This window comes from Streptomyces torulosus, assembly GCF_001419765.1.
Lineage (GTDB): Bacteria > Actinomycetota > Actinomycetes > Streptomycetales > Streptomycetaceae > Streptomyces > Streptomyces torulosus.
The window spans coordinates 1-11,619 of sequence record NZ_LIRK01000196.1 but is presented as its reverse complement, the minus strand read 5'-3'; the positions used below and the strand labels follow the sequence as shown (position 1 = coordinate 11,619).

Annotated in this window: 11 protein-coding genes; 6 read left to right on the top strand and 5 right to left on the bottom strand. The window is 69.1% G+C overall.

Annotation, left to right across the window (positions count from 1 at the left end; all coding sequences use genetic code 11):
• Positions 1-735: serine hydrolase domain-containing protein (locus AOK23_RS14575; RefSeq protein ID WP_157878036.1), on the top strand; the 735-nt coding region annotated here is incomplete at its 5' end.
• Between the two features lie 431 nt (positions 736-1,166).
• Here AOK23_RS14575 and AOK23_RS14570 read toward each other — a convergent pair.
• Positions 1,167-1,442, bottom strand: coding sequence for a DUF1876 domain-containing protein (locus AOK23_RS14570; RefSeq protein ID WP_055521112.1), 276 nt, complete (start codon positions 1,440-1,442; stop codon positions 1,167-1,169).
• A 633-nt stretch (positions 1,443-2,075) separates the two neighbouring features.
• Between AOK23_RS14570 and AOK23_RS14565 the strand changes: the two genes are divergently transcribed.
• The gene (locus AOK23_RS14565; protein ID WP_055713143.1) at positions 2,076-2,492 is read left to right on the top strand and encodes a hypothetical protein; all 417 of its coding nucleotides are present in this window, start codon (positions 2,076-2,078) and stop codon (positions 2,490-2,492) included.
• Positions 2,493-2,801: 309 nt separating this feature from the next.
• Here the strand turns inward: AOK23_RS14565 and AOK23_RS14560 are convergent, their stop codons facing one another.
• The 3 genes from AOK23_RS14560 to AOK23_RS14550 all read right to left on the bottom strand — a co-directional run bounded on the left by AOK23_RS14560 (position 2,802) and on the right by AOK23_RS14550 (position 5,023).
• Entirely contained in the window at positions 2,802-2,993 is a 192-nt protein-coding gene (locus AOK23_RS14560; RefSeq protein ID WP_338056467.1) for a hypothetical protein, read from the bottom strand.
• A 77-nt stretch (positions 2,994-3,070) separates the two neighbouring features.
• The gene (locus AOK23_RS14555; RefSeq protein WP_055713141.1) at positions 3,071-3,424 is read right to left on the bottom strand and encodes a DUF6247 family protein; all 354 of its coding nucleotides are present in this window, start codon (positions 3,422-3,424) and stop codon (positions 3,071-3,073) included.
• 753 nt (positions 3,425-4,177) lie between these two features.
• A complete protein-coding gene (locus AOK23_RS14550) occupies positions 4,178-5,023 on the bottom strand; it encodes a DMT family transporter (protein WP_055713140.1) in 846 nt (281 codons plus the stop codon).
• Positions 5,024-5,669: 646 nt separating this feature from the next.
• Here AOK23_RS14550 and AOK23_RS14545 point away from each other — a divergent pair.
• From AOK23_RS14545 to AOK23_RS14530, 4 genes are all read left to right on the top strand, one after another.
• Positions 5,670-6,827 carry a hypothetical protein gene (locus AOK23_RS14545; RefSeq protein WP_055713139.1) on the top strand — a complete coding sequence of 386 codons (1,158 nt, stop codon included), beginning with the start codon at positions 5,670-5,672 and terminating at the stop codon, positions 6,825-6,827.
• Between the two features lie 54 nt (positions 6,828-6,881).
• The gene (locus tag AOK23_RS14540) at positions 6,882-8,171 is read left to right on the top strand and encodes a NucA/NucB deoxyribonuclease domain-containing protein (RefSeq protein WP_055713138.1); all 1,290 of its coding nucleotides are present in this window, start codon (positions 6,882-6,884) and stop codon (positions 8,169-8,171) included.
• 18 nt (positions 8,172-8,189) lie between these two features.
• The gene (locus AOK23_RS14535; RefSeq protein ID WP_055713137.1) at positions 8,190-8,717 is read left to right on the top strand and encodes a hypothetical protein; all 528 of its coding nucleotides are present in this window, start codon (positions 8,190-8,192) and stop codon (positions 8,715-8,717) included.
• Between the two features lie 187 nt (positions 8,718-8,904).
• On the top strand, positions 8,905-9,570 hold the full coding sequence (locus AOK23_RS14530) for an RBBP9/YdeN family alpha/beta hydrolase (protein ID WP_055713136.1): 666 nt from the start codon (positions 8,905-8,907) through the stop codon (positions 9,568-9,570).
• A gap of 10 nt (positions 9,571-9,580) precedes the next feature.
• On the opposite strand, the gene AOK23_RS14525 is transcribed toward AOK23_RS14530, so the two are convergent.
• A complete protein-coding gene (locus AOK23_RS14525; RefSeq protein ID WP_055713144.1) occupies positions 9,581-11,200 on the bottom strand; it encodes a penicillin-binding transpeptidase domain-containing protein in 1,620 nt (539 codons plus the stop codon).
• Between the last annotated feature and the right edge of the window lie 419 nt (positions 11,201-11,619).

The window sequence follows — 11,619 nt, the reverse complement described above, 5'->3', positions numbered from 1 at the left end:
CCCGCCTGGGAGCCCGGCACCGCACACGGCTACCACCCGCTGACGTACGGCTGGCTCCTCGACGAGTTGGTCCGGCGCGTGACGGGCCGGGGCGCCGGTGAGTGGATCGCGTCGGAGATCGCTGCGCCCCTCGGCCTCGGCCTCTGGCTCGGTCTGCCCGACTCGGTGGCGGCCGAGGGCCGGGTGGGCCGCGCCGGGCGGCTACCGTCGGCGCCCGAACCCACCGGGGGGCTGCGCGTGCGTGCGAAGCGGTCCGTCACCGCGGCCTACGACGACCCCGAGTCCCTCACCCGGCGCGCCTTCGCCGCGATCACCCCGTTCCCCGACCAGAACGACCCCGCGTACCGTGCGACGGCGCTGCCCGCCACCAACGGCATCGCCACGGCGGACGCCCTGGCCCGCTTCTACGCCGCGCTGATCGGCGAGGTCGACGGTGTACGGCTGCTCGCCCCGGCCACGATGGAGGCGGCCCGCGCGGAGGAGTCGGCCGGCCCCGACCGCACCCTCGTCATCAACACCCGCTTCGGCCTCGGCTACATGCTGCACGGCACCGCGTCCCCGCTCCTCGGCCCCGGCTCCTTCGGCCACCCCGGCCGAGGCGGCCCCCTCGGCTTCGCCGACCCGGACACGGCCACGGCCTTCGCCTACGTCACCAACGGCTACCGCAAAACGGTCACAGCGGACCCGAGGGCCCAGTCCTTGGTGAAGGCACTGAGGTCCGCGCTGTCGTCATAGGGCGCGCGAAGCCGTCCCAGGGGCGCGGGGAACCGCGCGACAAGCCACGACGGACCCGGCGGCCGCCAACGAACCGGCACCCCCGACCCATAAGGCGCCCCGGCCGAACCCAGCGGAGCGAAGACGCGGCCGCCCGGACAGCGAAGACGCCCCAGAACTCCCCCGCAGAATGCCCTGGCGCGCTCCGGTGAACCGGACGGCCGCCCTCCGTGAGCGGCGATCCCAGCATGCGCGACATTTCCCGCGCTGTCGTTCGCACCCAGTCCACAGTCGCTTGGCACCCCGTCCACGGCCGGACCGCCCGCCGGCCCCACCGGCACAGCGGACGGCCACCCACGGCCGCGCGGGGCCGCGGGCAGCCGCCCGGTCACCCGGACACGTCACGCGGACACGTCAGAGGAGCAGGGCACGCGGACAGATCACCTCTCGGATCAGAGGGCTATCGGGTGGGACGTCCTGCCCGACGCCTCGTCTATCTCGTCGTGCGCCTTGGTGAGCAGTTTCATGGCCAGCTCGTTGAGGGCCCGCGCGCCCGCAATCTCCTCGCCGACCCGTGGCTGATTGGAGTCGGTGTGGTGGCGGCTCGCGTACCCGTTGGCCCGGACCTCTTTGCCGTCGGGCAGCCGTACGAGCGCCGCCGCCCGCGTCTTCTGTTCGTCCTCCTGGAACTCCAGCTCGATGTGCCATCCCACAGCGGTGTGCATCATGACGATCACCTCCGGAAACCGCTGTTTCCAGAGTGCTCCTCCGGGCCCGCCGACGCACGGCCGGGCCGAGCCTTGGCCCCGCGGCCCCCGCCCGCCCCGTCAGGCCCCTACCCGGCCCGCAGCATCAACCCGATGCCGACCACCAGCAACCCGGCCGCCACGATGCGGGGAGCACCGAACCGCTCCTTGATTGGCCTCGTCCTTGCCGGAGGCGCAGAGTCCGTCTGCGCGGGCGCCGTAGGGTCTGCCGTCAATGGCGGCATCGCGGGGGTGTCGACGTTGTTGCACGGAGGCGTTGTGTTGATCGGGCCCCGGTGGGTCCGGCGTCAGTTGACTTGAGTGCTCTGTGGCTGAGCCCCGCGGCTGGCCGGGAGCGAGCCCACACCGCCTGCCTGGACCCGGTCAAAGATCAATGCACACGAACGGTTACTACATGGCCATAAAGGGTGCACGTCGCCCGTTCAGCCCACACGATGGGTTGTCAAGCACGTACATCCCAGAGGGGCGGTTATGAGCACCGAGTACCCGTCGCCACCGCCAGGTGCTCCGCTCGGATCGCCGACGCCGCCCGCGCGCAGGCGCCTTCCTCTTCTACTCGCTGGGCTCGCGGGTGTCGTCATCGGGGGTGGTGCGGTGGGCGCGGTATGGGGCCTCAGCGAAGGTCAGGAAGCTGCCAGTAGCCCGAAGAGTGCGAGCAGCACCGAAACGCCGGCTGCCGAGACCGAGCCCAACACTTTCACTCTCACTGGCACCTTCGAACTCACCGAGGGCGCAGTCGGCGACGGCCTGGGCGGGTGCGAGGGCAGTGGTGGCTACGACGACATCACCGAAGGCACGGCAGTCACCGTGTACGACGCGGCTGGCACCGTTGTCGCCACCGGCCGGCTCGGAGACTCGACGCTGAGCTCTGGAACATGCGCGTTCGAGGTGGTTGTCGAGGATGTCCCCAGGGGCGAGGACTTTTACAAGGTGGAGATCTCTCACAGGGGGACGGTGCAGTTGTCAGGTGATGAGGCCGAGGCCGGCCAGTTCGGCGCCTCATTGGGATAACCACGCCGACGCCGGCTGACTCCATCATCCTGACGATGCTTGCCGGGGCGGTGACGACTGAAACGACTGCGGTGACCTCGCGTGTACGCCGAGCCGGACGGCCAGTTCCGCCAAGAGCCATTGCCGCGCAAGACTTGACTGTTGACAGAACGAGGCCGCGAACCCGACACGGTCTTCGTGCGCTGCGTCGACCAGGGGATCAGTCGGGGCGGCGTAGACATGGGTGAAGCCAGCCATGTCGCAGACGGGCTGAGGTATTGCCCGCCAGGCAGTGCTCTCGCCAGTTGTGTGTCGCCGCGAGAGTGATGGCTACAGTGCGTCGAACGGCGGAATGATCCGGACGATGATGATCAACGGATCGCGGGGTGCAACCAGGAAGTAGAACCATCCGTCGGCGGCGTCCATACGGCGCAGGCCGCCTGGCCGGGGGCCGTTGCCGAGGTCGCTGACATCCATGCCGACGCTGGCGAGGTCGACGAGTTGGTCGGCCAGACGCTCCACTTCCGCGACTACGTGACGGGGGACTCCGCCCGCTACGTGGTCGTAATCGGGGTCGTACTCCCAGCGCCAGTCAGCGTTCACCGGGCCCGGAGACCGATCGCCGCGTGGGCCGCGTCCAGGATTCGCCCGATCTCACCGGCGGCCCGGCGTGCCTGGGCCGCGTCGCCCGACTCGGCGGCGTCTTCCCAGCGACGGAACTCTGCCGCCATCTCAGGCTGGCGCTGAATGTGAACGTAGACGGCCCACTGGGTCACAAACCGCTGGAGGGGCGCCAGATCGGAGCCTTGCCGGGACTGGTCGGCCGCCTGGTCCAGCTCTCGGGTGAAGGCTGGCAGCGCGGCAGGCGCGATCTGCCTGATGGCCTGCCGCAGCGCGGCAACCGTGGCGGGGGGTTGCGGGACGAGCGGTTGCCCAGCGGCGGAGGTGGTCATGGCTGCTCCCATGGGCGCGATTTTGATCCCATGCGTCAGCGTATCGGGCAGGATGACGTTTTCACCGCTCGAACGAGTGAGGCAGAAGCGATACGGCTACCTACCTGGTGCGAGGGCGAGACCCCACAGGGGTGTGCGAGTCGGCCTCATCGGGCGTCGGCGGGCCCGGTCATCACTCCATGAGCAAGGCCTGCCCCCGCTGTGCTGGCAGCCGGCAGCCTGTGAGTGCCCATCTCGCGGGTGTCGTCATCGGAGGTGGGGCGGTGGGCGCGGTGTGGGGCCTGAGCGAAGGCCGGGAGACTGCCGGCAGTCCGACGAGCGCGAGCAGCACCGAGACGCCGGCTACCGAGACCGAGCCCAGCACTTTCACTATCACCGGCACCTTCGAACTCGCCGAGGGCGCAGTCGGCGACGGCCTGGGCGGGTGCGAGGGCAGTGGTGGGCACGACGGCATCACCGAAGCCACGGCAGTCACCGTGTACGACGCGGCTGGCACTGTTGTTGCCACCGGCCGGCTCGGAGACTCGACACCGAGTTCAGGAACGTGCACCTTCGAGGTGGTTGTCGAGGACGCCCCAGAGGCGAGACCTTCTCCAAGGTGCCGATCTCCCACTGGGGGACGGTGCAGTTGTCAGGTGATGAGGCCGAGGCCGGCCAGTTCGGTGCCTCGTTGGGATGATTCCGTCGACGCAAGGTTCGGCCGAACCCGGTACCGCGGCCCTGCCCACCGCCGGGCGGCCCGCGCGGAGGTCCCTAGCCGGCCCGCAGCATCAACCCGATGCCGACCACCAGCAACCCGGCCGCCACGATGCGGGGAGCACCGAACCGCTCCTTGAAGAACACCGCACCGATCGCCGCCCCCACGATGATCGACGACTCACGCAACGCCGCGATCGGCGCCAGCTCCGCCTTCGTCTGGGCCCACAGGACCAGGCCGTACGCCACCACGGACAGCGCGGCGCCGAGCAGGCCCACGGCGGCGACCGGGCGCAGCAGCGCCACCGTCTCGCCGCGCCAGCGGTACACCGCGTACGCGGGGACGGCCAGCCCTTCCAGCGCCATCAGCCAGGCGATGTAGCTCATGGGGGACCCGGCGGCGCGTACGCCGAGGCCGTCGACGACCGTGTATGCCGCGATCGACAGGCCCGTGGCGAGCGCCGCGCCGATCGCGGCCCAGTGCGGCCGGGCCCCGCGCAGGCCCCACAGGGCGACCCCGGTCAGTCCTGCGCAGCTCAGCAGGATGCCGGCCGCGGCCCAGCCGTCCGGCACCTCGTGGGCGAAGACGGCGGCGAGAACGGTGACGACGAGGGGCGCGGAGCCGCGGGCGATGGGGTACGCCTGGCCGAAGTCGCCCAGCCGGAAGGACGTCATCAGCAGCACGTAGTAGAAGAGGTGAAGGATCGTCGAGGCGATGAGGTAGGGCCACGCGGCGGGCTCGGGCAGGGGCACGAACGGTACGGCGGCGAAGCCGATGAGAGTGCCGCCGCCGGATATGAGGGTGAAGCCGACGAGCTTGTCCGTGATGTTGTGGGCTATCGCGTTCCAACTGGCGTGGGTGACCGCGGCGAGCAGCACCGCCGCGGTGACCAGCGGCGTCACGAGTTGCGGTTCTGTGCGTCGGTGGGCATGGCCGGCACGATAGCGCGACGCTGGTTCAGGCTGGGCGCCTAGCCCTGCCCACCACCCACCGCTCCGACTTGATCGCCGACCAGGTCCGGCTACTCAACCGCCTCCACGACGTGCTCACCCGGCATCAGCCGCGCCTGGAAGCTGCCTTCGGCTCCTTCGGCTCCTTCGGCTCCTTCGGCTCCTTCGGCTACGCCGACCATAAGGGCGCCCTCGTCCGGCGCAGGTGGGCGAGGCGGCGTGGACCGTCGGCGGCGGGGGAACCCGAGCTTCCTCCGGCCACCCGTAGGTACCGACACGCCGGGCATGCCGTCGGCGAAGCGCGTGGATTGGTCACGTGGAGTGACTCAGCCAACTTGCCCTATAAGCAGTCGTGTTGACGGCGGCATGGCTATAGGTTCTTCCTGACCATTTTTGATCGTTTCATGGGGGAACTTTGTCGTTTTCGCGTGCGAGATCCTTGTTCTCTGCGTGTGCCGGAGCCACCGCACTCACCGCATTCACCGTTCTCGGTGCCGCCCCGCCAGCAAGCGCAACTGCACCCAAAGAGGCATGCAGCCTCCTCTACAGCGCCCGCATCACGTTCTGGGCGATGACGTGCAGCGAGCCGGGTGAGCCGATGATCGGCGGCTTCGCCACTTGGCGCAACATACCGATCGCCTTCGATCAGGCCGACACTGCGTCGGCGACTGTACAGGCGGCCAACTACCTGCGGGTCAGCCCGAACACGTCGAGCAGTCCACTGGCCCCCAACATCGAGATCGGCCTGTACGCGGAGAAGACGGGGAAGACCACCCACACCTACGGGCCACGTTGGTCCGAGATGACCACAGGCGGCGGTCGTACGACGGCCATCAAAGCCGGGGTCAATCCGACCAAGCCGGACAAGCGCAACCACACCTACATGACCGTCCGTCAGGACTCCGGCAACCAGTGGGACGTGCTCTACGACTTCAACAAGGTCGGCTCCACCACCAAACAGCTCAAGGTTGTCGGCGGCAGCACCAACCGCATCGACGTCGGTCTTGAGGTGACGGGGCCGAAATACATCGACGTCCCCTCGATCGCGAACCGCATGCAGTTCATGACCGGGAACAAAGTGTGGCAGCAGGTGGTGACAGGCGATGTGGCCAAGTCAGTGACGCTCCCCGCGTGCGGCACGAGTCACAAGCCGCCGAACTGCTTCACCACCAAGCTGACGGACAGCAGCAATTTCGTCCAGTGGGCCGCGAGCAAGCCACGGCGGCAGACCGCCACCGTGACCTCACCAGCCACCGCACCCGCTGCCTCGACTCACGGTCCGGGCGTCGGCGCGGTCGGTCTGCCCGCCACATTCAACGGCGTGGACCAGCAGGCTCTTCGAGCCTGCATGGAGAACGACCCCGACACCTGTCTGGCGACCGTGCCCGGACTGTCGGAGTGCGTGGTCACAGTACGGGTCTGCAACGCCGCCGCTCTCCCGTCCGGTGAGCCATCCGGCGCCGCCGAAACCGGCGCTGACGTGTCGGCCGCCGACGTACGGGCGCGGGCCGCAGCCTCATTCGACGTCCCCAGCGACGCCCTCGCCGTCGAGCCACCCGCCGCGTCCGCTGCGCTGGGGGCTCACCCGAACGCAGCAGACGGCAGCGTCGAAGCAACCTGGACGGTGTCTTCCACCAGCTCCACCTCCGGCCTGCAGCACACCGACCGCCGCTTCGACGGGTTCACCGCCCTCTACTCCGCACACACCGGCGCACTGCTGGAGGCGTGCTGGGGCGACCTCTGCGATGCCCCCTGATCAGCGCATGTCGCAGATGTCCCGCCTTTCCTCACGCCAAGAAGGAGTCCACTGGTGAACACAGGCACCGCACTCGTACGTCTCGCCCGCACCACCGCCACCGCGGCGGCGCTGACACTACTCACCGCGGCCACCACAACCGCCAGTCACGCTGACCCGGCCACTCACGATCCGGCTCCCGAGAACACCGTGTTCGTCGACGCCGCCTCGCTTTCCCCCGATGAGCTGCGCAGCTTCGGCCAGCTGATCCCGTATGCCGAATACGCTCGATCCCACGGATCGAAGTCAGTGGCGCCGCGGACGGCCGCCGGCCGGGCGCCCGGCGACGAAGTGGACCTACGCGAGGAGTGCGCCAAGCAAGCAGCCAGAGCCAAGACCGCCACCGGCTGGATCAAGTCTCGCTTCGAAAGCTGCCAAAAGCGTCCCTTCGACCTTGTCCTGCGTGATGTCAAGGGCACGACGACACTCGGCCGCCTCCAGTTCGACCAATGGGTCCTCGGTTTCGCCTACGACGGCAGCCGACGCGTCGACTACGTAGCCAGCATCGAGAACATATGGGTTAATCCCATACCCACTGAGGATGCCAAGAAGTGGAGGCTCGGCCAGCACTTCCGCCACAGCATCAACGCATCCGAAAGCGATGCGGACCCCAAGGTGACCGCGCCGCAGACCGAGGCTCGCGACGAGTTGCTCGGTGCGTGGGACAGCCGGCCCCAATGGACCCTCACCTACACGTCCCCGGACAAAGGCGCCTTGTTCAAGGACGGCAACCAGCAACGCGTCTCCTCGACCGTCGCGATGGACCTGAGCGTCAGCTCCCCCAGCGCCGCCCCCTACACCGACGGTGGCAGCGTCTACACCTCAAGCGTCCGCTACGACTATGCCGGCCCAGTCGCGGGCAAGCACAAAGGCACCGTCTTCACCAAGGCCCGTGTGGAACTCGTGATGAGCGAGAAGGACCCGGCAGTCAACGAAAGCGCTCTGCACATCTACGACGCTCTGAACCGCCCCGAGCGCACCTTCCCCTCCTGGGTTGGAAAGAGCGTTCCGGGAGCGAAGGAACCCCTGCACCGAGTCGTCGACGAGAAGACCGTCGACGACAATCGTGAAAAATCCATCAGCGAGTGCAAGAAGGTCTGGGGCAACTACACCGGCACCGGCCTGGAGTGTGACGAGTACCCCTTCGCCTCCACGAAGGAAGGGTCCACCAAGGGCGACAACCGCTTCTCTGTCCGGTTGATCACCGGTACGGACAACCGAAAGGGCGGAGAGCGTCTCAACGCGATGTACACCCTCAACCGCGTCCTGAACAACGACCCCTTCTACGTGAAGATCACCAAGTAGCGGAAAGGCACCCCAACCGTGGCTCTTCTCGCCGAACACAACATCACCGCCACCCCCGGCCGACGCGTGATCGAGGTCTATGACGCGGACGCTTACGTCGGCGACGAAGCAGCCCTTGATGCCGCAGAGACCCAGGTGGTGGCCGGCAACGGCTATCACCTGTACCTCCTCAGCCTGCAACCGGACATGAAGGTCCAGGTGACCATCCGCATCTGGGACAGCCAACCCACTCCGCCCGCCGAGGCCGAGGGCCACACCGACATCAGCCTCGAATCCGAGACGGGCACTCTTGTCGTCGGCCAACTGGACCGCGGGCCCGCCGACGAAGTGACTCTGCCCCGCCCCGGTGTGTACGAGGGCCACGCCTGGTGGCAGGGGCGCCAAGCAGCAGCCGACTATTACGACACCACCCTCGACCAGTTCACTGACGACTCCCCCGAAGGCGAACTCGCCGAAGCCTGGAACCGCTGTCCCGTCACCGAACGCTACGTTCTCGACATCGCCTACAGCCGCGAACCTGAAGTCGTCGATGACGACGACCTTTGAGATCACTACGGTTTGCCCCGCGATTGTGTTGGCGACAACCCTGTGTGGAGCGTACGTGCGGGCACGGAAGGAACGCGCTCCAGTTCTTCGAGCCCCTGAAGGACCCCCACCTACCCGCACCCGAGAACCGGTCCGGACAGAGAGACGGCACTGGACCGGAGTGATCGGGTTCCCTGACGATCGGGGTATGACAGAGACTCCGCCGACATCGACCCACACCCCCCGCGCCTTCCTCGTGCTGCACGGCTGGCAGAACCACCGCCCGGTCGGGCACTGGCAGTACTGGCTGGCCGACCGGCTCGCCGACCTGGGGCACGAAGTGGTGTACCCGCAACTGCCGGAGGCGGACGACCCGGATCTGGAGCGGTGGCTGGCGGAGCTGGACGCGCTGCTGGGGGAGTTGGCGGGCAGACGGGTCACCGTGGTGTGCCACAGCCTCGCCTGTCTGCTGTGGCTGCACGCCGTGGCCCGCGACGACGTCCTGTCCGGGCCCGTGGAGCGGGTCCTCCTCGTCGCGCCGCCGTCCGCGGAGGTCGCCCTGGAGAACCCGGAGATCGCCGAGTTCGCCCCGCCGCCGCTGACGCCGGAGAGGGTCGCGGCGGCCGCCGCGTCCACCCGGGTCGTCGGCACCGACAACGACCCGTACTGCCCGCAGGGCGCGGCCGCCGCGTACGCCGCACCGCTGGGCCTGCCCGCCGACGTGCTGCCGGGCGAGGCCCACCTCAACCCCGACTCGGGCTACGGGCCCTGGCCGTCGATGCTCGACTGGTGTCTCGCGGCCTCCTCCGACGGGTACGAGGAGATGGCGGTCCAGGACCGTTCCGCGCAGCGGGCGGACGCGTCCGGGACCTGAACCGCCGGGATCAGCGGCTGCCCGCCTTGAGGAGCGCCGCCACGATCGGGCCTGCGGACTCGCTGCCGTGGCCGCCCTCCTGGACGACGCCGGCGGAGGCCAGGTCGCCCTTCCACGCGGTGAACCAGCCGTTGGGCTCCTTCTGGCCGTCGACCTCCGCCGAGCCGGTCTTCGCGCCGAAGTCGGGGCCGAGGCCCGCCATGGCCTCGGCCGCCGTACCCGCCGCGGCGGTGTACTGCAGGAGTTCGCGCAGCTGGGAGCGGACGGTCTCCGACATGGGCCGGGACGCGGTCGCGAGGGTGCGGCCGTCGACGGACGGAGCGACCAGGTAGGGCTGCTTGAAGACGCCCGTCTTGGCCGTCGACACCACGGACGCCATGTTCAGCGGGTTCATCCGCACCCCGCCCTGCCCGATCAGGGAGGCGGCCATCGGCGCGGCGCTCTGCACCGGCACCGCGCCGTCGAAGGTCGGCACGCCGATCGCCCAGTTGTTCATGCCGAGGCCGAAGACCTGCTGGGCCTCCAGGGTCAGCGAGTTGTCGTCGAGCTTCTTCGCCTGCGAGATGAAAGCGGTGTTGCAGGAGCGGGCGAAGCTCGCCTTGAACGTCCCGCCGTTGATCTTGAACTTGTCGTCGTTCTGGAACTTCCAGCCGCCGTACGACGAGTACTTCGGGCAGGGGTGGACCTTGTTCGCCGAGGCCAGGCCCTTGTCGATGAGGAGCGCGGACGACACGATCTTCATGGTGGAGCCGGGGGCGAGGGAGCCCTGGAAGGCCACGTTGAAGCCGTGGCCCGAGTTGGCGACGGCCAGGATCTCGCCGGTCGACGGGCGCATCACGACCACCGACGCCCGCTTCCTGGTGTTCACCTGCTGCTCGGCGGCGGCCTGGAGGGACGGGCTGAGGGTCGTCCTCACCTCGCCGGGCGTGCCCTCGCTCAGCTCCAGCAGCGTCTTGTCGGCGTTCTTCTTCTTGCCCTTCTCGGCCTTCGCGCGCACCACGCGCAGTTCGACGCCCGCCTTGCCGCCGGCCTTCTTGCCGAACTTCTCCCGCAGCCCGTCCAGGACCGTGCCCAGCGACGGGTACTTCTTCGCCGTCAGCTCGCCGCCGTCCCGGTCCAGGGCCTTCACCGGGGGCGTCCCCGCCTCACCGGTGACCAGCCGGTCGCCCTCGCCGAGCTCCGGGTGGACGACGGACGGCCGCCAGTCGACGACCGGTTCACCGTCCTTCTCGGCCCGCACGACGGTCAGGGACGACGTGTACGACAGCGGCTTGTCCGTGCCCTTGTACGACACCGTGCCCTTCACCGAGAAGGCGACGTCGTCGCCCGCGTGCTTGCCGCGGGTGAGGGTGACGTCCTTGATGTGGGCGTCCTTGGCGAAGCCGGTCAGCGCGGTGCGCGCCGCCGCGGAGTCGTCCGTGGCGGCGGCGGCCTTGGCGACGGAGCCCTTCTGCCAGGCGGTGAGGAAGGCGGTCGTGGCGGTCCGGACCTCGGCGGCGGACAGGGGGCCGGTCTTCACGGGCTTGGCGTCGCCGGCGGACGAGCGGTCCTCGGCGAACGCGCCGCCGCCGAACACGGAGTACGCGGCGAAGGCGCTGCCGCCGAGCGCGACGACCGCCGCGCCGGCCAGGACGGCGGGCCGCCGTGACCTCGCCGGTGACCTCGCCGGGTCCGACCGCACCGGCGTCGGCGCGGAGGGCGACGCCGTGTGCGCCGAGTCCGGTCGTGCCGGTTTCGCCGACTTCCGATCGTCGACACGCCTTCTCTTACCCACGCTCCCGACCTTCCGCTGCGGTTGCCTCTCGTTGCGCACAACGAGGACCCCCACCCTAGAGCTTCGGGGCCGGGCGCCTTATAGCTCGGGGGTGCGCCTGTTGTCGGCGGGTGCGGGTGCGTCGTGGTTTCTCGCGCAGTTCCCCGCGCCCCTGAAAAGCGACCGGGGCTGCGCCCCGTGCTTTTCAGGAAGAAGGGTGGGCCGCAGGCCCGTTCCCTTCGGGGGCGCGGGGCGGTGACATATGCGGCTCCGCCGCGTGGGCGCGAACGGCACCC

Excerpts from the sequence above, each read along its gene's own strand:
- AOK23_RS14555 (WP_055713141.1), bottom strand. The coding sequence starts at position 3,424 with ATGACCACCTCCGCCGCTGGGCAACCGCTCGTCCCGCAACCCCCCGCC.
- AOK23_RS14570 (WP_055521112.1), bottom strand. The coding sequence starts at position 1,442 with ATGATGCACACCGCTGTGGGATGGCACATCGAGCTGGAGTTCCAGGAG.
- AOK23_RS14545 (WP_055713139.1), top strand. The coding sequence starts at position 5,670 with ATGATCGGCGGCTTCGCCACTTGGCGCAACATACCGATCGCCTTCGAT.
- AOK23_RS14530 (WP_055713136.1), top strand. The coding sequence starts at position 8,905 with ATGACAGAGACTCCGCCGACATCGACCCACACCCCCCGCGCCTTCCTC.